General features: G+C 73.8%; 18 protein-coding genes. 11 read left to right on the forward strand and 7 right to left on the reverse strand.

Going from position 1 to position 24153, the window contains the following annotated elements; translation table 11 throughout:
• Positions 1-86: 86 nt before the first annotated feature.
• Positions 87-440, reverse strand: a complete 354-nt coding sequence (locus ACIRRU_RS23050; RefSeq protein ID WP_403683436.1) for an STAS domain-containing protein — start codon at positions 438-440, stop codon at positions 87-89.
• Positions 441-581: 141 nt separating this feature from the next.
• On the opposite strand from ACIRRU_RS23050, the gene ACIRRU_RS23055 reads away from it, so the two are divergent.
• A complete protein-coding gene (locus tag ACIRRU_RS23055; protein WP_403683437.1) occupies positions 582-1493 on the forward strand; it encodes a polysaccharide deacetylase family protein in 912 nt (303 codons plus the stop codon).
• 96 nt (positions 1494-1589) lie between these two features.
• Here the strand turns inward: ACIRRU_RS23055 and ACIRRU_RS23060 are convergent, their stop codons facing one another.
• From ACIRRU_RS23060 to ACIRRU_RS23070, 3 genes are all read right to left on the reverse strand, one after another.
• Entirely contained in the window at positions 1590-4529 is a 2940-nt protein-coding gene (locus ACIRRU_RS23060; RefSeq protein ID WP_403683439.1) for an ATP-binding protein, read from the reverse strand.
• A gap of 481 nt (positions 4530-5010) precedes the next feature.
• Complete coding sequence (locus tag ACIRRU_RS23065; protein WP_403683440.1) at positions 5011-6624, reverse strand: S8 family peptidase; 1614 nt, start codon at positions 6622-6624, stop codon at positions 5011-5013.
• 491 nt (positions 6625-7115) lie between these two features.
• Entirely contained in the window at positions 7116-7790 is a 675-nt protein-coding gene (locus tag ACIRRU_RS23070; protein WP_403683442.1) for an AIM24 family protein, read from the reverse strand.
• A gap of 71 nt (positions 7791-7861) precedes the next feature.
• On the opposite strand from ACIRRU_RS23070, the gene ACIRRU_RS23075 reads away from it, so the two are divergent.
• From ACIRRU_RS23075 to ACIRRU_RS23085, 3 genes are all read left to right on the forward strand, one after another.
• On the forward strand, positions 7862-8683 hold the full coding sequence (locus ACIRRU_RS23075) for a peptidyl-tRNA hydrolase (protein ID WP_403683444.1): 822 nt from the start codon (positions 7862-7864) through the stop codon (positions 8681-8683).
• A 262-nt stretch (positions 8684-8945) separates the two neighbouring features.
• Positions 8946-10334, forward strand: a complete 1389-nt coding sequence (locus ACIRRU_RS23080) for a DUF692 domain-containing protein (RefSeq protein ID WP_403683446.1) — start codon at positions 8946-8948, stop codon at positions 10332-10334.
• Between the two features lie 307 nt (positions 10335-10641).
• Entirely contained in the window at positions 10642-12204 is a 1563-nt protein-coding gene (locus ACIRRU_RS23085) for an alpha/beta hydrolase (RefSeq protein ID WP_403683448.1), read from the forward strand.
• A 151-nt stretch (positions 12205-12355) separates the two neighbouring features.
• Here ACIRRU_RS23085 and hemQ read toward each other — a convergent pair whose 3' ends face one another.
• Positions 12356-13084, reverse strand: a complete 729-nt coding sequence (gene hemQ, locus ACIRRU_RS23090; protein WP_363201386.1) for a hydrogen peroxide-dependent heme synthase — start codon at positions 13082-13084, stop codon at positions 12356-12358.
• A gap of 4 nt (positions 13085-13088) precedes the next feature.
• On the reverse strand, positions 13089-14552 hold the full coding sequence (gene hemG / locus ACIRRU_RS23095) for a protoporphyrinogen oxidase (RefSeq protein ID WP_403683450.1): 1464 nt from the start codon (positions 14550-14552) through the stop codon (positions 13089-13091).
• Between the two features lie 163 nt (positions 14553-14715).
• Here hemG and ACIRRU_RS23100 point away from each other — a divergent pair, with 163 nt between their 5' ends.
• Positions 14716-16104: an FAD-dependent oxidoreductase gene (locus ACIRRU_RS23100; RefSeq protein WP_403683452.1), complete on the forward strand. Its 1389-nt coding sequence runs from the start codon at positions 14716-14718 to the stop codon at positions 16102-16104.
• A 46-nt stretch (positions 16105-16150) separates the two neighbouring features.
• Here ACIRRU_RS23100 and hemE read toward each other — a convergent pair whose 3' ends face one another.
• Positions 16151-17248 carry a uroporphyrinogen decarboxylase gene (gene hemE / locus ACIRRU_RS23105; RefSeq protein ID WP_403683455.1) on the reverse strand — a complete coding sequence of 366 codons (1098 nt, stop codon included), beginning with the start codon at positions 17246-17248 and terminating at the stop codon, positions 16151-16153.
• Positions 17249-17340: 92 nt separating this feature from the next.
• Here hemE and ACIRRU_RS23110 point away from each other — a divergent pair, with 92 nt between their 5' ends.
• The 6 genes from ACIRRU_RS23110 (at position 17341) to ACIRRU_RS23135 (ending at position 24009) form a co-directional block, all read left to right on the forward strand.
• Positions 17341-18000: a DUF3000 domain-containing protein gene (locus tag ACIRRU_RS23110; protein ID WP_363201382.1), complete on the forward strand. Its 660-nt coding sequence runs from the start codon at positions 17341-17343 to the stop codon at positions 17998-18000.
• Positions 18001-18256: 256 nt separating this feature from the next.
• Positions 18257-18919, forward strand: a complete 663-nt coding sequence (locus tag ACIRRU_RS23115; protein ID WP_363201381.1) for a response regulator transcription factor — start codon at positions 18257-18259, stop codon at positions 18917-18919.
• Positions 18920-19032: 113 nt separating this feature from the next.
• Positions 19033-20307 carry an HRDC domain-containing protein gene (locus ACIRRU_RS23120; protein ID WP_403683458.1) on the forward strand — a complete coding sequence of 425 codons (1275 nt, stop codon included), beginning with the start codon at positions 19033-19035 and terminating at the stop codon, positions 20305-20307.
• 50 nt (positions 20308-20357) lie between these two features.
• On the forward strand, positions 20358-20531 hold the full coding sequence (locus ACIRRU_RS23125) for a hypothetical protein (protein WP_403683459.1): 174 nt from the start codon (positions 20358-20360) through the stop codon (positions 20529-20531).
• 125 nt (positions 20532-20656) lie between these two features.
• Positions 20657-21883, forward strand: a complete 1227-nt coding sequence (locus tag ACIRRU_RS23130; protein ID WP_363201379.1) for an acetyl-CoA C-acyltransferase — start codon at positions 20657-20659, stop codon at positions 21881-21883.
• Positions 21880-24009: a 3-hydroxyacyl-CoA dehydrogenase NAD-binding domain-containing protein gene (locus tag ACIRRU_RS23135; protein WP_403683461.1), complete on the forward strand. Its 2130-nt coding sequence runs from the start codon at positions 21880-21882 to the stop codon at positions 24007-24009. The genes ACIRRU_RS23130 and ACIRRU_RS23135 overlap by 4 nt, the downstream gene beginning before the upstream one ends.
• Positions 24010-24153 lie beyond the last annotated feature (144 nt).

The following is a 24153-nucleotide window of genomic DNA, read 5'->3' on the forward strand; positions in this document are numbered from 1 at the left end:
GCGCGGTCCGGCGGGGATGACGGCGGCTCGTCGCGCGTCACCGTACGGCGGCCGCTGACGCTCGGCCGGGCGTCAGCGGCCGAGCGTCAGCGGCCGCCGATGTCGGCTACCGCGTCGAGCCCGGCGCTGCGCAGCGTGCGCTGCACGGAGCGCCGGGCGCCGTGGACCGTGAGGGCGACCGGCTCCGGCCGCAGGGTGACGGCCCGCAGCAGGGCGTAACCGCAGGCGAGGTCGAGGCGGGTGACCCCGCTCAGGTCCAGGTCCCAGGCGGCGGCCCGGCCCAGTCGCGGGTCGTCGAGGAACTCCTCCAGGTCTCGCAGGGCCCCGGCCCCGATGTCCCCGGCGAGGACCAGTGCGGCCGCCCGGCCGTCGGCGGCGACGACCGCCATGGCCGGGCTCGGGCCGGTCGACGGGGTGGGGCGGGGTTCGTCGGCAGACATGATGCTTTCCTCCGGGGTCCGGGGGCTCCGCTGTCCTCCCATGGTCCCTCGCTACGGCACCCGGCCGCTCTTCCACGCCTTCGGGGGCACGGCAGACGTGCCGACGGCACCCGCGTTCGGTGTGTCCGCTATGTTCCGTGAATGATCAGATCATCACAGAAAGTAGCCGCGCTGGGGGTGGCGGGCGCTCTCCTCGGGGGCGTGGCCCTGGCCGGGTGCGGGGGTTCCTCGGAGTCACGGACACTTCCCGCCGCCTCTCCCCCGGCTGCGGCCACACCGTCGATCTCCTCCATCCCGTCCGCGCCGTCCACCCCGGCCGCCGCGCCGGAGAAGCCGCCCACCATGGCCCCGGGCCCGGCGGGCCGCACGCCGGTCTTCGAGCGGCGGCCGACCGGGGGCGGGGCGGGCGGGGGGTCGACGGAGAAGGTCGTGGCGCTCACCTTCGACGCGGACATGACGGCCGATCAGGGCCCCCGGGCGGCGGCGGGCGAACGCTTCGACAACCCGGGACTGGTCGCCCTGCTACGGCAGCTGAAGGTGCCCTCGACCGTCTTCATGACCGGGCGCTGGGCCGAGGAGTATCCGGCCCAGGCGAAGGCCATCGGTACGGACCGGCTCTTCGAGACCGCCAACCACTCCTACAGCCACCATGCCTTCAGCGCCCCCTGCTACGGGCTGCCGGTGGTGGAGAAGGCCGCGATGACCCGCGATGTGGAGCGCGCGTTCGCGGCGTTCCGGAAGGCGGGGGTCCGGAACGTGGTGCCGTACTTCCGCTTCCCCGGCGGCTGTTACGACAACGCCGCGCTGCGCGCGCTGGCCCCGGCCGGGGTGACGGCGGTGCAGTGGGACGTGGTGAGCGGCGACGCCTTCGCCACGGACGCGGACGCGGTGGCCGAACAGGTCCTGGCCGGGGTGCGTCCGGGCTCGCTCGTGGTGATGCACTGCACCCGCAGCGCGGCCCCGGCCACGGAGGCGGCGGTACGGCGGATCGTGCCGGAGCTGCGGGAGCGCGGCTACCGCTTCGTGAAGGTGTCGGAGCTGATGAAGGGCTGATTCCCCCGGAGATGACGTCCAGAGGAGGCGTCCGGGGGGGCGTCCGGGGGGGGCGTCCCGGGGGGGGCCGTCCGGGGGGGCGCGTCACCGTCGGGATCAGCGTTCGAGCAGCGCGCCGATCTCCGTACGGGAGGACACGCCCAGTTTCCGCAGGGCACGGGCCACGTGGTGCTCGACCGTCCGGTGCGAGAGGACCAGTTCGCGCGCGATCTCGCGGTTCGACAGGCCCCGCGAGGCCAGCCGGGCCACCGCCCTCTCCCGGGGCGAGAGGTGGTCGCCGTACCCCAGTGCGCCGGGCCTGCGGACGGTGACCTGGCCGTGCTCCCGCAGCCCGCGCTGGCACCGCAGCACATCCCATACGGCGCCGAGGTCCTGGTAGGCCGCGATCGCCTCGTGCACCACCGTGCGCCCGCCCGCCTCCCCGGCGGTCAGCAGGCGCAGCCCCCACGCCTCACGTACGTACGCCGCTTCGTGGGGCCGCTCCAGCCGCGTCCAGGCGGCCACGGCGGCCGCGTACAGCGCGCCGGGGGTTCCGTCCTCGGCCGGCGGGCCGTCCGGCGCGGCGAGCAGGGCCCGGGAGGTGAGCAGGGCGGCGCGGGCGGCCGGGGCGTCCCGGTCGGCGATGCCCTCGGCCAGCTCCGCGACGAGGCGGTGCGCCTCGCCGGGGCGGCCGTCCCGGATCAGGGCGTCGACGGCCGGGGGCGCGAGGGCGGTGGCCCAGACCCACGCGCCGGTACGGCGGACGTGGTGCAGCGCCCCCGTCACCGCTTGGACGGCCTGCGCGGGCCGGTCGGCCGCCAGGTGGACCCGGGCCATGGCCGCCGCGGCGGAGGTCAGCACGACGCCGGTGTCCAGGGCGGTGGTGTGGACGGCCTGCTCCAGGAGGCGGCGCGCCACATCCGTCTGCCCTTTGGTGTGCAGGCGCAGCAGCCCGCAGACGAGCAGGGCCTCCGCGTGGAAGTCGGGCACGTTCCGGTACTGCGCCTCGGCCTGCTCGGCCCGCTCCAGGAGCCCCTTCCACCGGCCCCCCGTGAACGCGGCGACGACGTCCGTGGTCTCGACGAACGCTTCGAGGTACGGGGCGTGGTGGGTCCGCACGGCCTGCCAGGCGCGGGCCTGGAAGGCGCGGGCACGGTCGCGGTGGCCGAGGGAGACGGCGGCGCCCGCGAGGTTGGCGTGCACCCGGGCCGCCTCCTCACCGGTGAGGGCAGCGGGCAGGTCGGCCACCGCCTCCCACGCCGAGGGGTCGCCCATCAGGGCCAGCGCGGTGGCGCGGTTGGCCAGCACGGCCGAGCGCAGGTCCTCCTCCTCGACCTGCGGCAGCAGCCGCTCGGCCTCGGCCAGCAGACGCCGGTGCTCGGCCACCGGCCAGCCCTTGAGCGAGGGGATCGCGGTGATCGCCAGCGCGCGGGCGGCCTGTCCGGTGGAGACGCTGAGGAGGTCGGGAACCGCGCGCGCCATCTCCTCCAGCGCCTCCAGCCCGGAGCCGGACTGGTTGCGCAGCAGCAGGCCCAGGAGCAGCCGGATCTCCCCGCTCGGTCCGGGGCCGAGCGAGTGCTGGTCGAGCACCTGCCGCAGGGCTGCGGGCACCTCCGGACCGGGCCGGGCGTTCGGGGCGACGCGGGCCAGTTTCAGCGCGATCCGGTCGCGGGCGGCGGGCGAGGGGCCGCAGCGCAGGGCGTCGAGACAGTGGGCCGCGCCCATACCCGCGTCGCCGCCCTTGACCGCCCGGTCCGCGGCGGCCTCCAGACACCGCGCCGCCTCCGCGCCGCGCCCGGCGCGCCGGTAGTGCCCGGCCATCCCCGCCAGCGGGAGGGGGCTCGTGCACCGGGCCAGGGCGCGGGCCGCACGCAGGTGCAGTACGGGCCGCTCCGGTTCGGCGATCGCCTCGTACGCGGCCCGGCGGGCCAGCTCGTAGGGGAAGGCGTAGGAGCCGCCCGCCGCCCGGAGGACCCCTTTCCGCAGCGCGGCGGCGAGCGCCCGGCGCGTCTCCGGCTCGTCCAGAGCCGCGACCGCCCCCAGCAGTTCCCCGGGCGCGGGGGTGTGGAGGACCGCCGCCGCGGCGACCACCCGGCGCGCCGGTGGCGGGAGACGCCGCAGCCCTTCCACCACGCTCCGGCGGACGGACGCGGGCAGCGGCAGCTCCTCTTGCTCCCACCTCTCCCCCGTGGGCGCGTCGTGACCGCGCAGCACCTCCTCGACCACGTAGGGCAGTCCGCCCGTCCCGCGGTGCAGGCGGTCGGCGAACCCTTCCGGCACCGCCCGCCCGTCGAGCAGCCCGGCGGCCAATGCACCGGTCTCCGACACCGTCAGCGGTGCGAGATGCCGCTCGACCACCGGTACGTGGGACGGCACGCACAGCGGGAACGGGAGCCCGCCGCCGCCCTCCATGTCGGTGTGGGGGGCGGTATGGCTGCGGGCGGTGAGCACGAGCCTCAGGCGCGGTGGCGGGTCGGAGACGACCGTACGTAAGAAGGCGCGGGTCGACGGGTCGGCCCACTGGACGTCCTCCACGGCGAGCACGGCGTCCCCGAGGCATGCGGTCAGCGCGTGCAGGGCGCGTACGGTCCGGTGGTGTTCGGCGTCCGGATCTCCCAGCGGCGACGGCGCGGGCGGCAGGTGCTCCGCGAGACCGGGCAGCAGCCCGCGCAACGCGCCGGTCACCGCGGGCAGGCCGGCGGGGAGGACAGCCGGGAGTCCCGTGGGGAGGGCGGCTGCCTTGAGGTCCGCGGGCGGGGCTTCCGGCCGGGTGCCGGAGGGGCTGAAAGCCTCGATGACCGGTGCGAACGGGAAGGGCCGCGCGCCCGGTCCCGGGCAGCGGGCCATCAGGGTGACGGCGCCCGGCGAGGTGGTCCGCCGGAGGAGTTCCTGCACGAAGCGGGTCTTCCCCACCCCAGGCTCCCCCGTGATCACCAGGACGGCGGGGCTGCGATCGAACTCCGGGCAGACCTCGTCCAGAAGGGCCGACCGTCCGATCAGGACACGGGAGTCGCCCGTCAGGACGCGAGTGTCGGGCGGCGGCGGATCGGCGTTCACGGCTTCCCTCCGCACCCCTGGTCGGCTTCGGCGTGTAGCGGGCGGTCGAGCGAGGGCATCGGGCTGACGGTGGAGCAGGAGGCGTACGACGGGCGCACGACGAGCGGAGGGGCGGCAGGCGACCCGGGCGGCAGACGGCACCGAGGGCACCGGTCGCGTCGGCGGGACGGCCTCATGATGGCCCGCGGCGACGGCGCTGGAAAGAGGGAACGCCGACAGCGCTGCGCGGGAAGAAGCAGGAGTGGGGTGTCGAGAGTGCCGAAAGGGGGGACGGCTGCGACGCAGGTGCGGGCGTCGCAGCCGTCCCCCCTCCGGCCGGCGAGTTCGCGGAGAGGCTCGCCGGCCGGGTGTGCCGGGACCCACCGTGGTTCGGGACGTGGATCACCGGCGGCTCGCGGGCCGGGGGTACCGGCCGGTCCGGTGGAGTGGTGGCGGCCGGTTCAGCGGAGCGGTACCGGCCGGTTCAGTGGAGGGGCGTGGGTCAGAACTGGAGCGACCAGGCGTTGATGTAGCCGGTGTCGTTGACCCAGTTGTCCGTGACGCGGAGCTTCCAGACGCCGTTGGCGGGCCCGGCGGAGGCGTCGACCGTGAACGTGCCCTGGACGTGGTCGGCGCTGTCGTTGGAGTTGAAGTTCTTCAAGAGGGAGGTGCCGCCACCCGGGCTGAGCAGTTCGACCTTGAGGTCACCGCGGAAGGTGTGGCGGATGTCGACGGTGACCGACAGGGTGGCGGGCGCGTTCCCGGGGATGCCGGTCACCGTGATGGGCGACTCGACGGTGGCGTTGTCGCGGATCTGGACCTGGCCGGTGCTCTCGAACTTCTTTCCGGGCGGATCGGTGGGGTCCTCACCGCCGCCGGTGCCCGTGAAGAGCAGGCGGTTGGGGGAACCGGTGCGGGCGTCGCTGATCTTGTCCGGAGTGGCGTCGGCGACCAGCTTGTCGCGGACCTGGGCCGGGGTGAGGGACGGGGAGCCGGCCAGGAGCAGTGCGGCGGCGCCGGCGGTGTGCGGGGATGCCATGGAGGTGCCGCTCATGGACTGGTTGGCGCTGTCGCCCGCGTTGGACGTGGAGACGATCTTGTCGCCGGGCGCGAAGATGTCGAGGCAGGTGCCGTAGTTGGAGGCCTGGCCGTTGCTCCAGCCGGTGGCACGGGCGTCCGCGCTGTTCGTGGCGCCGACCGTGACCGCCGCCGGGGTGGACGAGGGCGAGTACTGGCAGGAGTCGGCGTTGTTGTTGCCCGCCGCGACGACCCAGGTGATGCCGGAGGCGATGGAGTTGCTGATCGCGTCGTTGATGGACTGGGTCTTGCCGCCGCCGACGCTCATGTTGACCACCGCGGGCTTCTTCGCGTTCTTGGTGACCCAGTCGATGCCGCGCAGCACCGGGTCCCAGGTGGTGCCGGAGGTCCCCTGGCAGTTCAGCACCCGGACGCTGACGATCTTGGCGCGCTTCGCGACCCCGTAGGAGCTGCCCGCGGCCGTTCCCGCGACGTGGGTGCCATGCCCATGACAGTCTGATGCGTTGGAGTCGTTGTCGATGAAGTCGTAGCCACTGGTGGCCCGGCCGCCGAAGTCGCCGTGGCTCAGGCGGACTCCGGAGTCGACGACGTAGACGGTGACGTTCGAGGCGTCGTTGGGGTAGGTGAAGCTCCGGTCCAGCGGCAGGCCGCGCTGGTCGATGCGGTCCAGGCCGTACGAGGGCGGGTTGGGCTGGGTGCCGGTGGCGTAGGCGGCTCCATCGGCCTCGACCCGGGCCACCGAGGGGTCGGCGGCCAGGCGCTTCGCCTTCTCCTCGCTCATCTTCACCGAGAAGCCGCGCAGGGCGGTGGTGTAGGTGCTCCTGACCTCGCCCGCGTGGCGCTGGGAGAGGGACTTCGCGACGGAGGGTATCTCCGTGCGGGCCACGGAGTCCTTGAGCGTGACGATGTAGGAGCCTTCGACCGCGCCGGGGCGGTCCGCGCCGACGATGCGGCCCTCACCACCGCCCGGCGGTACGGGCGCGGCCGTGGCCCCGGCGGCCGAGGCGGCGCCGACGAGCAGGGCGGCACTGGCACCGGCCGCGAGCAGTCTCCGCAGGGTGCGAACGGGACGATCCACAGTTTCTCCTCATGATGCGTCACAGGCCCGGCCGGGCCTGGTGGGGGTGGGCCGCTCGGCGGGGAGCGCCGCGGGAGAGGCAGGGTGACCGGAGGTCGGGTCGGACGGCCGTGGGACGACCTGCGACGGGACGGACGTACCGCGCGGGAAGGCCGCTCGCCGTCTTCCGGCCACCCAGAGTTTGCGGCGCTCAGGTGGCGCCTATCAATGCGTGGCGCTACCTAAAGAAACGGAGCGGGGAGAGGTGTGTACCTCTCCCCGCTCCGGTGCTCAGCGTGGTTCGCGTGATCCTTGTGGTGCGCGCGGTGTGCGTGTTTCGCGCGGTGCGCGCATTGCGCGCGATCTATGTGGTGCGCGCGGTTCGCGTGATGCGTGCGGTCCCTGCGGTGCGCGCGGTGCGCGTGTTCATGTGGCGGACGCGGGCCGGGGGTCCGGGCCGCCTCGGTACGCGTCGCCCCCGGGCGAAGGTCCTCGCCCGGATCGGGACGGGTTCAGTTGGACGGCCGGTCGGGCCTGGCCTCGCTCGGCCGGACGATGACGAAGCCCTCGCCCTGGAGCATCAGCTGGACGGCCTCGCCGGAGCCGCCGCGCACCATCGACCCGACGCTCTGGGAGCGGTGCAGGGTGGTCGTGAGCTGCTGGCTCCACCCGACGACCGCGTCCGTGTCGACGTAGACCGGCTGGGCGGCCGTCACGGGGATCACGATGGGCGTGCCCTCACACATCAGACCGATCTTGCCGTGGCCCGTGAAGACGCTGTTGAAGAGGCCGCCGCCGGCCATGCCCGCACCCTTCACCGTCCTGATCTCGTAGGAGAGGGTGGAGTCGAAGCACAGGACGTTGCGGCCGTTGATGGTGAGCGAGTCGCCCTGGTCCATCTCCACGATGAAACAGTTGGCCGCCTCGTGCGCGAACCAGGCCTCGCCCTGCCCGCGGACGGCCATGAGCGCGAGGCCCTCGCCGGTGACGGCACGCTTGAGCAGGCCGCCGATGCCCTGCCCCTTCCGCTCGAACTGGAGGTCGCCGCGGAAGGCGATCATCGCCCCCTGCCGGGCGTGCATCTCTCCGTTGACGGCGTATTTGATCGACTTGGTGTTCTGGAGGGTCATCCCGGGGGCGGTGGCCTGCTCGGCCAGATGTTCGCTGGAAAAGAGATCGCTCTTCATGCGGAGCATCCTCACCCGGGCCGGCCGGTCACGCCAAGAAGCTGACCCGGACCGCCTGGCAGACTGGGACGGTGAGCAGCGACAACACCTCCCCGAGCCACCCCCACGACCCGCCCCCGAGTCGGCCCCGCACCCCGCCCCCGAGCGAGCCCAGCACCCCGCCCCCGAGCGAGCCTCGGAGCCCTTTCCGCAGCGGTCCGACCGAGCTCGACGAGGCGCGGCAGTTCGTGCTGCCGCTGGTGCTGCACCTGGAGAAGACGGACCCGCCCGCCCGTACGGAGGCGTTGCGCGCCGCCGCCCGCGCGGTGCTGACGATCCTCTCCGACGAGCGGTCGACCGGTGAGGGCACGTGGGCACCGGCGATGCGGGACTGGGAGGACGCCCGTATCCGCAAGGTGGTGCGCCGGGCCCGCGGCGCGGAGTGGCGCAGGGCGGCCGCCCTGCCCGGGATCACGGTGACGGAGGGGAGCGCGGAGGTACGGGTGTATCCGCCGGTCCCGCTCGACGGCTGGCCCAAGGAGCTGGCCAAGCTCCAGGTGTCGGGCACCGAACTGGACGACCCCGGGCCGCCCCCGGCCCCCGGCCCGGCGGGTCCGGTGCTGTGGCTCAACCCGGAGCTGGAGATGTCGGCGGGCAAGACGATGGCGCAGGTCGGCCACGGCGCCCAGCTCGCCTGGTGGGAGCTGGACGGCGCCGAACGCACGGCATGGCGCGAGGCGGGGTTCCCGCTCTCCGTGGCCACCGCGAGCCCGGAGCACTGGCGGGCGCTGCTGGTGAGCGGGGTGCCGGTGGTGCGGGACGCCGGTTTCACCGAGATCGCCCCCGGGCCCACGGTCGCGGTGGAGGGCGGGCGGCGTTTCTGCCCGCTGCCTGCCGTGCGGACTCACCGCTGAACCGGCCGACGCGTCTTCGGACCAGCACAGGCCACGCACGTCCGACGCCCGCCTCCGAGACCCGGCCGCCCAGGGCCGCCCGCGGCTGAAGACCACCGCCCCGAACCGCCCACGATGATGCCGATGCCATAACGGAGACGACGGCCCGGAACCTCAAATCGACCTCTGAACGTCCCCCTTTCAGGTTCGGCACCGCCCCACGGGGCCATCACCCTGGGGACAGAGCCGGGCAGGACAGGAGTGCGGCACGACGGGGGGCAGTATGAAGCTGGGCATCGGTATCGGCTGGCGGCCGGAGATCGCCGCCGAGGTGGAGGCGCTGGAAGGGATCGACTGGGTCGAGGCGGTCGCGGAGAACCTCTGCGCCGACCACCTCCCCGACTCCCTGGTACGGCTCCGGCGGCGCGGGGTGCGGATCGTGCCGCACGGTGTGGCGCTGGGCCTCGGCGGGGCCGACCGCCCCGACCCCGGACGGCTGGCCGCCCTCGCCGCGCGCGCCGAGCTGCTGGGGGCGCCGCTGGTGACCGAGCACATCGCGTTCGTACGGGCCGGGGGGCCGCTCACCGCGTCGCCGGGGCTGGAGGCGGGTCACCTGCTGCCGGTGCCGCGCACCTGGGACGCGCTGGAGGTGCTCTGCGAGAACGTGCGCGTCGCGCAGGACTCGCTGCCGGTGCCGCTGGCCCTGGAGAACATCGCGGCGCTGATCACCTGGCCCGACGAGGAGCTGACCGAGGGCCAGTTCCTGGCCGAACTGGTGGAGCGGACCGGGGTGCGGCTCCTGATCGACGTGGCCAACCTGCACACCAACCACGTCAACCTGGGCCTGGACCCGGCGAGGGCGCTGGACGAGCTGCCGGTGGAGGCCATCGCGTACGTGCACGTGGCGGGCGGCGTCGAGAAGGACGGCGTCTGGCACGACACGCACGCCCACCCGGTGACCGCCCCCGTCCTGGACGTCCTGGCCGAGCTGCGTTCCCGGGTCGACCCGCCGGGGGTCCTGCTGGAGCGCGACGACGACTTCCCGCCGGGGGCGGAGCTGGCGGGCGAACTGGACGCGATCCGGGCGACGCTGGAGGCGGGACCCACACTCCCCGCCTCAGCCGCCTCCCCCGCTTCCGCCCCTTCCCCCGCTTCCGACGGCTACGGCGACTCCGACGGCGGTGGCCACGGATCGCGGTCACCGGCCGGGGCCGCCGGGCCCCACTCCGCCGGGACCGCGCCGCCCTCCCCCGCTCCCCTCCCCGGCGCCCGCGACCGCCTCGCCGTCTCGCAGACCGCGCTGCTCTCCGCCCTGGTGGCCGGAACGCCCGCGCCCGAGGGCTTCGACCACCGGCGGCTGCGGGTGCAGAGCCGCGCGCTGGCGGTCAAGCGCGCCGGTGTCGTCGCCAAGGTGGCGCCGGAGCTGCCGGAGATCCTCGGCGACGGTTTCCGCCCCGCGTTCCTCGCGTACGCCAAGCGCCGCCCGATGTCCGGCGGTTACCGGCGCGACGCCCTGGACTTCGCCGAACACCTGCTGGTCCGGGACGAGCCCGCCGACCCCGTGGCGCGGCGGGAGCTGACGTACTGGTGGCAGGACCGGATCGGCTCCCGGCCGCCGGGCCGCGCCACCCTGCTGGCCAGAGCGGCGCGTGCCGCCCTGGCACGGAGGTGAACGACCCGTGGACACGCCCCTCTTACTGCTCACCGTGGCGGATCACCAGGGCGGGCCGCGGCGCCGCCGAGGCGTTCCGGACCGCCCGCCCGCGGACGATGAGGCTCGCCCGCCATGCGAGCGCTCCGAACCACCGCCCCGAGCCCCCGACACGCCCTCCGCGCCCGCGTTCTGAGTGACCGTCAGCTGCCATCGGCACCCGGTGGCGTCCATCAGGGTCATCCCCCGCGACACTCCCGCCCGTTGCTGTACATCGAGGCCCGACCGCCCGATCATGCCCCTCCGCATCCGCAGAGAGGCCCCGCGCGTGAGAACAGCTGCGCTGTACACATCGGTCGGTTCCCTGGTCCTGTCCGCCCTGGCCGTCGCCCCCGCCGCCGCCTGGGAACGCCCCGCCGACGCCGAGACCCGGGGGACCGCGATCGCCGCCGCGCGGGCCGGTGCCGCCGGGATCGGTTTCGGCCCGTGCCCGGAGAAGGAGATGCTGCCGGACTCCCTGAAGTGCGGCACGGTGAAGGTCCCCCTCGACTACGCGGAGCCGGACGGGCGGCAGCTCGAACTGACCGTCAGCCGCACCCCGGCCACCGGTCCCGCGCGGGAGCGGCAGGGCGCGCTCGTCTACAACCCGGGCGGTCCCGGCGCCTCCAGCGTCACCTTCCCGATGGCCGGGGAGCTGCCGGAGTGGAAGGAGATCGCCGGGGCGTACGACCTGGTCGGTTACGCCCCGCGTGGCGTCAACGGGTCCTCGGCGCCGCTGACCTGCCAGGACCCGGCCGCGTTCACCAAAGGTCCGACGGACGCGCCGACGCACCCGACGGCGGAGTACAAGGAGGCCCGCGTCGCCCGCGCGAAGGCGTACGCGCGCGGGTGCGCCGAGCACGCGGGCGAGACGCTGCGGCACTACACCTCGCTGAACAACGCCCGCGACCTGGACGTGCTGCGGGCCGCGCTCGGCGAGGAGCGGCTGACGTTCATGGGGGCGTCGTACGGGACGTACTTCGGGGCCCTGTACGCGACGTTGTTCCCCTCGCACGTGCGGCGCATGGTCTTCGACTCGGTGGTCGACCCGGACCCGGAGAAGATCTGGTACCGCTCCAACATGGACCAGTCGCTGGCCTTCGAGACGCGCTGGGAGGACTTCCGCCGCTGGGTGGCCAAGCATGACGACGTCTACCGCCTGGGGACCACACCGGAGTCGGTGCAGCGGCACTACGACGAGGTGCGGGCCGAGCTGGCCGTGAAACCCGCGGGCGGGAAGGTCGGGCCGGGGCAGTTGCACGCGGCGTTCCTGGGGGCCGGTTACTACGACGACTACTGGGCGATGCGGGCGACGGCGCTGTCGGAGTACGTCCGGGGCAATCCGGAGCCGCTGGTGGCGCAGGCCGCCCCGCGCGCCGTGGCGGCCAAGGACAGCGAGAACGCGCAGGCGGTGTACACGGCCGTCGAGTGCAACGACGCCTCCTGGCCCGAGGACTTCGCGGTGTGGGACCGCGACCACACGGATCTGGCGCGCCTGGCGCCCTTCGAGACCTGGGACAACGCCTTCACCAACCTGCCGTGTGCCTTCTGGCCCGCGCCGCGGCAGCGGCCGCTGGACGTGCGGGTGGGGTGGGGCGAGCTGCCGCCGGTACTGATCCTGGCGGCGGAGCGGGACGCGGCGTCCCCCTACCAGGGGGCGTTGGAGCTGCGGAAGCGGCTGCCCGGGTCGTCGCTGGTGACCGAGCGGGACGCGGGCACGCACGGTGTCGGCGGGGCCGGGAACCCCTGTGTCGACGACCATCTGCGCCGGTATCTGCTGACCGGTCGGGTGCCGGGGCGGGGCGCGGACTGCGCCGCGCGCCCGGAGCCCAACGCGGTGTCGCTGGACTGACGTCCGGGGTGTACGGAGCGGGGGCCGCCGCACCGTGACGGTGTGACGGCCCCCGAAGCCGAACCCGGTGTCGCTGGAGGGGCGGTGGGCACGGTGGTGCCGGTGCCCGTCCCTCTGATCTTCCGGGTTGGGGTGGTGCGGGTCTCGCTGGTTATGCGAGCCCGGCCACCAGGTCGGCGACGCTCTTCCTGCGGCCCGTGTAGAACGGGACCTCCTCGCGCACGTGGAGCCGTGCCTCCGAGGCGCGCAGGTGGCGCATCAGGTCGACGATGCGGTGCAGTTCGTCCGCCTCGAAGGCGAGGATCCACTCGTAGTCGCCGAGCGAGAACGAGGCGACGGTGTTGGCGCGGACGTCCGGGTAGCCCCGGGCCATCTTGCCGTGGTCCGCGAGCATACGGCGGCGGTCCTCGTCGGGCAGCAGGTACCACTCGTAGGAGCGGACGAAGGGGTAGACGCTGATGTAGTCGCGCGGCGTCTCGTCGGCGAGGAACGCCGGGATGTGCGACTTGTTGAACTCGGCGGGGCGGTGCAGCGCCATGTTCGACCAGACCGGGTCGAGGGCGCGGCCGAGCCGGGTGCGCCGGAAGAGGCTGTAGGCGTCCTGGAGCTGGTCCGAGGTCTCCGCGTGCCACCAGATCATGACATCCGCGTCGGCGCGCAGCCCGGACAGGTCGTAGGTGCCCCGGACGGTGACGTCCTTGGCCGCGAGCTGCTCGAACAGCTCCTGGACCTCGTCGGCGTACCCGGCGCGGTCCAGCGGCAGCACGTCGCGCAGTTTGAAGACCGACCACAGGGTGTAGCGGATGACCTCGTTGAGGTCCTTGGCCTTCTTGCCGGCGTTCGGACTCTTGGGTGATGTCACAGTCTCGGGAGCACTCATAGGGCTATTGTCCCGCCTCGTTCCTCGTGGCCCGAACCAGGGTCGGCGTGGCGAGGACCGCGGTGGCGATCTCGTCGGCCGCGCGGTGCGCGCTCGCGACGCAGGCGGGGATGCCGACCCCGTCGTAGACCGCGCCGCAGACCCGCAGGGCGGGCAGTTCGGCGACCGCGTCGCGGATGCGGGCGATCCGGGTGAGGTGGCCGACCGGGTACTGCGGCAGGCCGCCGATCCAGCGGGTGACCTCGGTGTCGACGGGGCGGGCGGTGAGCCCGGTGGCCCCGGCGAGGTCGCGCAGGGAGACCGCGACCAGTTCGCCGTCCTCGCGGTGGATCTGGTCCTCCTCGCCGTAGCGGCCGACGGAGGTGCGCAGCACGAACAGGTCGGGGGCGGCGTCCGCGACCCACTGCCATTTGTTGCTGGAGAACGTGGACGCCTTGATGGTGTGTCCGTCGACCGGCGGCACGAGGAAACCGGAGCGGCCGCGCAGCGCCTGGCAGCCCTCGATGTCGGCGCGCCGGAAGGCGAGGGTGACCAGCGCCATCGAGGCGTACTCGACGGCGGCCAGCTCGGCGGAGGCGGCCGGGGACTCGGCGGCCAGCAGCGCCCCGGCGGACCAGGCGGGGGTCGCCAGGACGACGCCGTCGGCGGTGAGCACCCCGGTGTCGGTGCGGACGGCCCAGCCCGCCGCCGTGCGGGTCAGGCCGAGGACGGGGGTCTCGGTGCGGATCTCGCCGCCTCCGTCGCGTACGGCGGCGGCGACGGCGTGCGGGAGGGTGCCGACGCCGCCCACGAGCCCCTGGAAGACGGGCCCGGTCCGCTGCCGGGCGGCGGCCCGGTCCTGGACGCGGCGGACGCCGTCGAGCAGCGGGCCGCCCTCCTTCACCGCTTCGAACAGCTGGGGTACGGCGGCGCGCATCGAGATGCGGTAGGCGTCGCCCGCGTAGACCCCGCCGAGGAGGGGTTCCACCAGCCGGTCGACCACCTCGGGGCCGAGCCGCCGGGCCACGTACGCGCCGACCGCGACGTCGTCGCCGACGGGGGTCGGGGGGAGGTCGCGGTCCGCGGCGACCCGGGCCAGGCCCTCGGGGGACAGGACGTCGGCGAGGACCGCGGGGTCGGCGGGGACGCCCATGACGTGGCCCCCGGGCATCGGCCGCAGCGCGTCGCGCGTCCACAGCGAGGCGGCGGCGGTGGCGGGCGGCTGGAGCCGTTCGCCCAGGCCCACCGCCTCGGCCAGGGCGACCGCCTCGGGGCGGCGGGCGAGCATCGACTCGGCTCCCAGGTCGACCTGGACACCCGCGATCTCGCCGGTCATGAGCTTGCCGCCGAGCCGGTCCGTCGCCTCCAGGAGGGTGACCCGCAGGCAGGTGGAGAGGAGGCGGTGGGCGGCGGTCAGGCCGGCGATGCCGCCGCCGATGACGACGACGTGGCCCGGGTGGGTCTCCGCACGCTGTGGGGAACGCTGCATGGGTCCACTCTCTCAAACGCCTGCCGGGACCCGGCCGCGGCCACTTCACCCCCGCGCGCCGGAGACCGGCCCCCGGCGTCCGGCGGGAGGCCGGGAGCGTTCCCGGCCGCCGAGCGCCGTAGCGTTGCTTCCCGACGGCGGTACGGCGGAAGGGACCCGGAACATGGCGGCGGAGCGACTGGTGGTCATCGGCGGGGACGCGGCGGGCATGTCCGCCGCGTCCCAGGCCCGCAGGCTGAAGGGGCCCGGCGAGCTGGAGATCGTCGCCTTCGAGCGCGGCCACTTCACCTCGTACTCCGCGTGCGGCATCCCGTACTGGGTGAGCGGCGACGTCGCGGCGCGCGACGAGCTGATCGCCCGTACCCCCGAGGAGCACCGGGAGCGGGACATCGATCTGCGGATGCGGACCGAGGTGACGGAGCTGGACGTGGCGGGGCGCCGGGTGCGGGCGCTGGACCGGGAGAGCGGGACGGCGTACTGGACGGGGTACGACAAGCTGGTGATCGCGACCGGGGCCCGGCCGGTCCGCCCGGAGCTGCCCGGTATGGACGCGGCCGGGGTGCACGGGGTGCAGACCCTGGACGACGGTCAGGCGCTGCTGGACTCGCTGGACGCGCTGGGCTCCGAGGGGCCCCGGCGGGCGGTCGTGGTGGGCGCGGGGTACATCGGGGTGGAGATGGCCGAGGCGATGCTCAAGCACGGTTTCGAGGTGACCGTCCTCAACCGGGGTGAGCAGCCGATGTCGACGCTCGACGCGGACATGGGGCGGCTCGTCCACGAGGCGATGGACGGGCTCGGCATCACCACGGTCAACGGGGCGGCCGTCACCGGGATCCTGACGGGGCCCGGCGGCCGGGTGAGCGCGGTGGTGACGGACGCGGCGGAGTATCCGGCGGACGTGGTGGTCCTCGGGATCGGCGTCGAGCCGGAGACGGCGCTCGCCCGCGCGGCGGGGCTGCCGGTGGGTCCGCAGGGCGGGCTGCTGACGGACCTGGCGATGCGGGTCGTGGGCCACGAGAACATCTGGGCGGGCGGCGATTGCGTGGAGGTGCTGGACCTGGTGGCGGGCCGCACCCGCCATGTCGCGCTGGGCACCCACGCCAACAAGCACGGCCAGGTGATCGGGTCGAACGTCGGCGGCGGGTACGGCACGTTCCCGGGGGTGGTCGGTACGGCGGTGAGCAAGGTCTGCGACCTGGAGATCGCCCGGACCGGGCTGCGGGAGAAGGACGCCCGCGCGGCCGGGCTGCGCTTTGTCACCGCGACCATCGAGTCGACGCAGCGGGCGGGTTATTACCCGGGGGCGCGGCCGATGACGGTGAAGATGCTCGCGGAGCTGCGGACGGGGCGGCTGCTCGGGGTGCAGATCGTCGGCCGCGACGGGGCGGCGAAGCGGGTGGACGTGGCGGCGGTGGCGCTCACCGCGGGGATGACGGTGGAGCAGATGACGGCGCTGGACCTGGGCTACGCCCCGCCGTTCTCACCGGTGTGGGACCCGGTGCTGGTGGCGGCCCGCAAGGCGGTGACGGCGGTGCGGGGCGCGGGAGGCTGAGCGGACGGGGGCCGGTCTTCCCGGACCGGCCCCCGGCGCGGGGGCTTCAGCGCGCGGTCTGCTCGTGGACGTGAGCGACGAGGCGGGTGAGCGCGTCGGGGTCCATCGACGGCATCACGCCGTGGCCCAGGTTGAAGATGTGGCCCTCGAGCCCAGCGGCCTGGTCCAGCAGCTCGCGGGTCTTGGCCTCGACCGCGGGGGTGGGCGCGAAGAGCACCGCCGGGTCGAGGTTGCCCTGGAGCGCCTTGCCGGGGCCGACGCGGCGGGCGGCCTCGTCGAGCGGGACTCGCCAGTCGACGCCGACGACGTCCGCCCCGGCCTCGCCCATCAGCCCGAGGAGTTCGCCGGTGCCGACGCCGAAGTGGATGCGGGGGACGCCGTAGGGGGCGACGGTGTCGAAGACCTTCGCGGAGGCGGGGAGCACCGAGGCCCGGTAGTCGGCGGGGGCCAGCGCGCCGACCCAGGAGTCGAAGAGCTGGACGGCCGAGGCCCCGGCCTCGATCTGGACCTTGAGGAAGGCGCCGGTGATCTCCGCGAGCCGGTCCACCAGGTCGGCCCACAGCCGCGGGTCGCCGTACATCATGGCCTTGGTGCGCTCGTGGCTGCGGGAGGGGCCGCCCTCGACGAGGTAGCTGGCGAGGGTGAAGGGGGCCCCGGCGAAGCCGATGAGCGGGGTGGCGCCCAGCTCGGCGGTGAGCATCCCGATGGCCTCGGTGACGTAGGGGACGTCCTCGGGCGTGAGGTCGCGCAGCCGGGCCAGGTCGTCGCGGGTGCGGACCGGTTCGGCGATGACGGGGCCGACGCCGGGCTTGATGTCGAGGTCGATGCCGATGGCCTTGAGGGGGACGACGATGTCGCTGAAGTAGATCGCGGCGTCGACCTTGTGGCGGCGTACGGGCTGCAGGGTGATCTCGGTGACCAGCTCCGGCATCATGCAGGAGTCGAGCATCGCGATGCCCTCGCGGACCTTCAGGTACTCGGGCAGCGAGCGTCCCGCCTGGCGCATGAACCAGACCGGCGTGTGGGGCACCGGTTCACGGCGGCAGGCCTTGAGGAACGCGGAGTCGTGGGTGGCCGCGCGGGCCGCGTCGTGGCTGGCGGAGGTCGTCGTCTGCTGGCCCGAGGGGCTGTCGTTGGCACTCACGCACAGAATCTTCGCACGCACGGCGAAGGAGCCCGGCCCCGCACGGGTGTCTCTCCCCGCGCGCGGCCCGCCTTCCCTTTACTCTTCCCGGCATGGCTCGGGCTCAGGGACAATTTTCCGATCATTCCGACGGCACCGGTGGCGAGGGGAGCGCGGAGGATCCTCCTGTGCCGCACGCGTTCCGCTCGGCGGTCGAGGCGCTGCGCTCCGCCCGGCTGCGTCCGGAGCTGGAGGTGGAGCCGACCAGGCCGCCCCAGCGCCTCGCGCCGCACGCGTACGCCCTGGAGGCGGCGGTGGTGGACGGGGAGGACGACCTCGCCGACGGCCGGCTGGTGCTGCTGCACGATCCGTCGGGGCACGACACCTGGCAGGGGACCTTCCGGCTGGTGACGCTCGTCCGGGCCGAACTGGAGCCGGAGATGGCGGCGGATCCGCTGCTGCCGGAGGTGTGCTGGTCCTGGCTGACGGGTGCGCTGGACGCGCGGGGGCTGTCGTACGGGGAGGCGGGCGGGACGGTGACACGCGCCGGATCGCACTACTTCGGTGCGCTGGCCACGCGCCGTCCCGCGACGCAGATCGAGATCCGGGCGTCGTGGACGCCGCGCGAGGGGCGCGGCGGGGCGCCGGACGCGGCGTCACATCTGATGGCCTGGGGTGAACTGCTGTGTCAGATCGCGGGGCTGCCGCCGTCCGACCCGGCGGACGCGGCGGTGGTGACGCTGCCGCAGCGGCGCGGGCCGCAGGTCCCGTAGCGCTTGGCCGCGGCCGGTGGTCCGCGTCGCTCCGGTGTTCGTCACGTTCTGTCACCCGTATCGCACAGCACCGGCGCTCTTTTCGTACAATCGATCGCCCGTCCTATTTGCCCGAATTGTTACTCACCAAATCGTGATCTTCCCCTAAAGGAGGACGGGCCCGCTGCCGAAGAGGTCAATGACCGTTCAAGCACGGCTCTTCGCCGGCTCCATCCCCCAGAGCCGGTCCGTCCCGCCACTCCCCCCAGGAGGCCTGGTGTCCGTTCTCCTTGAGCAGCCCGCAAGCCTGGTCGCCTACCGCCCGAACAAGCCGACGGCCATGGTCGTCGTGGCCGACCCGCGCGTCCGTTCCACCGTCACCCGCCATCTGTGGGCCCTCGGAGTACGTGACGTCATCGAGGCGTCGTCCATCGCGGAGGCCCGCCCCCGCGTCGGCAACCCGCGCGACATCTGCGTTGCCGACGTCCACCTGCCCGACGGTTCCGGGCTGACCCTGCTGTCCGAGACCAGAGCCGCAGGCTGGCCGAACGGCCTCGCGCTCTCCGCCGCCGACGACATCGGCGCCGTTCGCAACGCCCTCGCGGGCGGGGTGAAGGGCTACGTCGTCACCGGCACCCGCACCAACATCGGCCACCCGGGCCGTCCCGGCGTCGCCCCCATCGGCGCCAACGCGGCCCGGATGCACCGCAGGCCCCCCGGCTCCCCGAGCCACCCGGGCGGCTACCGCGAACTGTCCGGCCGCGAGGTGGAGGTGCTCCGCCTGGTCGCCGAGGGCCAGTCCAACAAGGCCATCGGCGTCTCGATGGGCCTCTCCGCCCTGACCGTCAAGTCCCACCTCGCCCGGATCGCCCGAAAGCTGGGCACCGGGGACCGCGCGGGCATGGTCGCCGTGGCCCTGCGCACGGGCATCATCCACTGACCACCCCCGCCGGGACGTGCACCGATGCGCCTCCGGCCGGAATATGCGCATGGCCACCCGTCGACGGAACGTTCCGTCGACGGGTGGCGCGTATCCACCTATACCCTTGAGGCGTGACCGACGCCCAAGAGACCGCAGCAGACACTTCACTGCGAACCACCGGGGGCGCTCCCCCGGACGACGTCGCCCCGGCGCCGATCCCCTTGCTGGAACCGCGCGAGGGCATTCCCCCGGTGGTGGCCTCCGACGACGCCCTCGCCGAGGTCATCGCCGCCTTCGCCGCGGGCACCGGCCCGGTGGCCGTCGACGCCGAGCGCGCCTCGGGCTACCGCTACGGCCAGCGCGCCTATCTCGTACAGCTGCGCCGTGAGGGCGCGGGCAGCGCCCTGGTGGACCCGGTCGGCTGCCCCGATCTCTCCGGGCTCGGGGAGGCCCTCTCCGGCACCGAATGGATCCTGCACGCCGCCACGCAGGACCTGCCGTGCCTGCGCGACATAGGCATGAGCCCCACCTCGCTGTTCGACACCGAGCTGGCCGGACGGCTCGCGGGCTTCCCCCGGGTCGGCCTCGGCGCGATGGTGGAGAACGTCCTCGGGTACGCCCTGGAGAAGGGCCACTCCGCGGTCGACTGGTCCACCCGCCCGCTGCCCGAGCCCTGGCTGCGCTACGCCGCGCTGGACGTGGAGCTGCTGATCGACCTGCGCGACGCGCTGGAGGAGGAGCTGGAGCGGCAGGGCAAGCTGGAGTGGGCGCGGGAGGAGTTCGACGCCATCGCCTCGGCGCCGCCCGCCCCGCCCCGCAAGGACCCCTGGCGCCGGACCTCGGGCATGCACAAGGTGCGCCGCCGCCGTCAGATGGCTGTCGTCCGCGAGCTGTGGACCGCCCGCGACCAGGTCGCCCAGCGGCGCGACGTCTCGCCGGGCAAGGTGCTCGGCGACGCCGCGATCGTCGAGGCCGCGCTCGCCCTGCCGCCCAACGCGCAGGCGCTGAGCGCCCTTCCGGGATTCGGCCACCGCATGGGGCGCCGCCAGCTGGAGCAGTGGCAGGCCGCCGTGGACCGGGCCAGGGCGCTGCCGGACGTGGAGCTCCCGCAGCCCGGCCAGCAGCCCGCCGGACCGCCCCCGCCGCGCTCCTGGGCCGACAAGGACCCGGCCGCCGCCGCCCGGCTCTCGGCCGCCCGCACCGCCGTCTCCGAGCTGGCCGAACGCCTCCACATGCCGCAGGAGAACCTGATCACCCCGGACACCGTGCGCCGGATCTGCTGGGAGCCCCCGGCCGACCCCGCCCCCAGCGCCGTCGAGGACACCCTCGCCGGATACGGGGCGCGGAACTGGCAGATCCGGCTGGTCGCCCCGCTGCTGGTCAGGGCGCTGAGCGTCAGCGTCTGACCCGGGGTACGCGGGACACCGAGCCCTTCTGTACGGCGACGGCGTCCTGCGTGATCACCACAGCGGAGCCGTTCGGTGACGCCGCGTACGCACTGGAGGCGCGGACGCTCGTCGAGGAGGAGCGAAATCACGCCAGGTTGTCGGCGCTTCCGCCGTCGGCCGACGGCGGACCGCCCCCGTACGCCGGGCGGCCGGGCAGTCGTGGGGCCGCGCCAGGGGTGTGACCTTCAACGCTCCGGCCGTGAGGGGTGGGCAGTCTGGTTACCCGCAAGTAGCATGATGGGCAGGCGGCGCACCCCACGGGCGCGCCCCGCAGCAGTGCCATCCCGCACCCTGGAGGAGAGCCACCGTGCCTCGTACCATCCGGGACGTCGTCTTCGTCGACGGCGTCCGCACCCCGTTCGGCAAAGCGGGCCCGAAGGGCATCTACCACGAGACCCGCGCCGACGATCTCGTCGTGAAGGCCATCCGGGAGCTGCTGCGCCGCAACCCGGACCTGGATCCGAAGAAGATCGACGAGGTCGCCATCGCCGCGACCACCCAGATCGGCGACCAGGGCCTGACGCTGGGGCGTACCGCCGGAATCCTGGCCGGTCTGCCGCAGTCCGTCCCCGGCTACTCGATCGACCGCATGTGCGCGGGCGCGTTGACCGCCGTCACCTCCACGGCCGGTTCCATCGCCTTCGGCGCGTACGACGTCGTCGTGGCCGGCGGCGTCGAGCACATGGGCCGTCACCCGATGGGCGAGGGCGTCGACCCCAACCCGCGCTTCGTGTCGGAGAAGCTGGTCGACGAGTCCGCCCTGTTCATGGGCATGACGGCGGAGAACCTGCACGACCGCTACCCCACGATCACCAAGCGGCGCGCCGACGAGTACGCGGTGCGCTCGCAGGAGAAGGCCGCCAAGGCGTACGCCGACGGCAAGATCCAGCAGGACCTCGTGCCGGTCTCCGTGCGCCGCACCAACGCCGAGGCCGGTGAGACGGGCTGGGGACTGGTCACCGCCGACGAGCCGATGCGTCCGGGCACCACCATGGAGTCGCTGGCGAACCTGAAGACCCCCTTCCGCGCGCACGGCCGGGTCACGGCCGGTAACGCCGCGGGACTCAACGACGGCGCCACCGCCTCGCTGATCGCCGCCGAGGACGTCGCCCGCGAGCTGGGCCTGCCGGTGAAGATGCGCCTGGTGTCCTACGCCTTCGCGGGTGTCGAGCCGGAGGTGATGGGTTACGGCCCGATCCCGGCGACGGAGAAGGCTCTGGCCCAGGCCGGTCTGACCATCGACGACATCGGCCTCTTCGAGATCAACGAGGCGTTCGCCGTGCAGGTGCTCGCCTTCCTGGAGCACTACGGCATCGCCGACGACGACGCCCGCGTCAACCAGTACGGCGGCGCGATCGCCTACGGCCACCCGCTGGCCTCCTCCGGTGTCCGGCTCATGACGCAGCTGGCCCGGCAGTTCGAGGACCACCCCGAGGTCCGCTACGGCCTGACGACGATGTGCGTCGGCTTCGGCATGGGCGCCACGGTCGTCTGGGAGAACCCGCACTTCAACGCCGACGGAGGCAACAAGTGAGCTCCACCGCCGAGCTTCTGAAGGGGGCGGCCGAGCTGTTCCCCGGCGAGGTCGTCACGCAGGCGCACGTACGCCACCTGGACCTGCCCTCCGGCGCCGGGCGGTTCGCGCTCATCACGCTGGACAACGGCCTGGACCACACCAAGCCGACCACCTTCGGACCGCAGTCGCTGGCGAACCTGAACGCCGCGATCGACCAGGTCGAGAAGAAGGCCGCCGACGGCGCGGTCGTCGGCGTGGGCATCACCGGCAAGCCGTTCATCTTCGCGGTCGGCGCCGACCTCAAGGGCGTGGAGCTGCTGGGCCGTCACGAGGACGCGCTGGCCATCGGCAAGGGCGGCCACGACGTCTTCCGCCGCCTGGCCTCTCTCGCGGTCCCGACGTTCGCGTACTACAACGGCGCGGCGATGGGCGGCGGTGTCGAGGTCGGTCTGCACTGCTCCTACCGCACCGTCTCCACCGCCATCCCGGCGTTCTCGCTGCCCGAGGTCTTCCTCGGCCTGGTGCCCGGCTGGGGCGGCTGCGCGCTGCTGCCGAACCTGATCGGCGCGGACCGCGCGGTCTCGGTGATCATCGAGAACTCGCTCAACCAGAACCGCCAGCTCAAGGGCGCGCAGGTCCACGAGCTGGGGATCGCGGACGCGATCTTCGAGGGCGCGGACTTCCTGGAGCAGTCGCTGATCTGGACCGCGGCCGTCCTCAAGGGCGAGCTCGCCGTCGAGCGGCCCGAGATCGACCGCGGGGAGGGCTGGGACGCGGCGGTCGCCCGCGGCCGGGCGATCGCCGACTCCAAGGTGCACGGTGCGGCCCCGGCCGCCTACCGCGCGCTGGACATCATCGCGGCGGCCAAGGACGGCGACCTGTCCGCCGGCTTCGACGCCGAGGACCAGGCGCTCGCGGACCTGATCATGGGTGGCGAGCTGCGCAGCGGCATCTACGCCTTCAACCTGGTCCAGAAGCGGGCCAAGCGCCCGGCCGGCGCCCCGGACAAGAACCTGGCCCGCCCGGTCACCAAGGTCGGCGTCGTGGGCGCGGGTCTGATGGCCAGCCAGCTGGCGCTGCTCTTCCTGCGCCGCCTGGAGGTCCCGGTCGTCCTCACGGACATCGACCAGGAGCGCGTGACCAAGGGCGTGGGCTACGTCCACGCCGAGATCGAGAAGCTGCTCGGCAAGGGCCGCATCAACCAGGACAAGGCCAACCGCCTCAAGGGCCTGGTCTCCGGTGTGCTCGACAAGGCCGAGGGGTTCGCTGACGCGGACTTCGTCATCGAGGCCGTCTTCGAGGAGATCGGCGTCAAGCAGCAGGTGTTCGCGGAGGTCGAGGCGGTCGCCCCGGCGCACGCGATCCTCGCCACCAACACCTCCTCGCTGTCGGTGACCGAGATGGCGTCGAAGCTGAAGAACCCCGAGCGGGTCGTCGGCTTCCACTTCTTCAACCCGGTCGCGATCCTGCCGCTGCTGGAGATCGTGCGCGGCGAGCAGACCGACGACGCCTCGCTGGCCACCGCGTTCGGGGTGGCCCGCAAGCTGAAGAAGACCGCGGTCCTGGTGAAGGACGCCCCGGCGTTCGTCGTCAACCGCATCCTCACCCGCTTCATGGGCGAGATCCAGAACGTCATCGACGAGGGCACCCCGGTCGAGGTCGCGGAGAGGGCCGTCGAGCCGCTCGGCCTGCCGATGTCCCCGCTGGTGCTTCTGGAGCTGGTCGGCCCGGCCATCGGCCTGCACGTCTCGGAGACCCTGAACCGCGCCTTCCCCGAGCGCTTCACGGTCTCCCAGAACCTCGCGGCGGTCGTCAAGGCGGGCAAGCGCGGTTTCTACGTCCACGATTCCGGTACGCCGGTCCTCGACCCCGAGGTCGCCGCCCTCCTCCAGCAGGGCGACACCGTCCTCACCGAGGAGCAGGTCCGCGACCGGGTGCTCGACGCGGTGGCGCAGGAGATCGGCCTGATGCTGGACGAGGGCGTCGTCGCCGAGGCGCAGGACATCGACCTGTGCCTGATCACCGGCGCGGGCTGGCCCTTCCACCTGGGCGGCATCACGCCGTACCTGGACCGCGAGGGCGTCTCCCAGCGGGTGAACGGCAAGCCGTTCCTGGAGCAGGGCGTGGCGAGCGTGCCCGCCTAGTCCCGGGGCAGGAAGAGGTCCGGAGCGGGGGGGCCCCCCCCCCCCCCCCGCCGGCCCCCCCCCCCCCCCCCCCCCCCGCCCCCCCCCCACCCCCCCCCCCCCCCCCCCCCCCCCCCCCCCCCCCCCCCCCCCCCCCCCCCCCCC

Source organism: Streptomyces sp. NPDC101181 (genome assembly GCF_044767975.1).
GTDB lineage: Bacteria > Actinomycetota > Actinomycetes > Streptomycetales > Streptomycetaceae > Streptomyces.

Excerpts from the sequence above, each read along its gene's own strand:
- ACIRRU_RS23050 (WP_403683436.1), bottom strand. The coding sequence starts at position 440 with ATGTCTGCCGACGAACCCCGCCCCACCCCGTCGACCGGCCCGAGCCCG.
- ACIRRU_RS23055 (WP_403683437.1), top strand. The coding sequence starts at position 582 with ATGATCAGATCATCACAGAAAGTAGCCGCGCTGGGGGTGGCGGGCGCT.
- ACIRRU_RS23070 (WP_403683442.1), bottom strand. The coding sequence starts at position 7,790 with ATGAAGAGCGATCTCTTTTCCAGCGAACATCTGGCCGAGCAGGCCACC.
- ACIRRU_RS23080 (WP_403683446.1), top strand. The coding sequence starts at position 8,946 with ATGAAGCTGGGCATCGGTATCGGCTGGCGGCCGGAGATCGCCGCCGAG.
- hemQ (WP_363201386.1), bottom strand. The coding sequence starts at position 13,084 with ATGAGTGCTCCCGAGACTGTGACATCACCCAAGAGTCCGAACGCCGGC.
- hemG (WP_403683450.1), bottom strand. The coding sequence starts at position 14,552 with ATGCAGCGTTCCCCACAGCGTGCGGAGACCCACCCGGGCCACGTCGTC.
- ACIRRU_RS23100 (WP_403683452.1), top strand. The coding sequence starts at position 14,716 with ATGGCGGCGGAGCGACTGGTGGTCATCGGCGGGGACGCGGCGGGCATG.
- ACIRRU_RS23110 (WP_363201382.1), top strand. The coding sequence starts at position 17,341 with ATGGCTCGGGCTCAGGGACAATTTTCCGATCATTCCGACGGCACCGGT.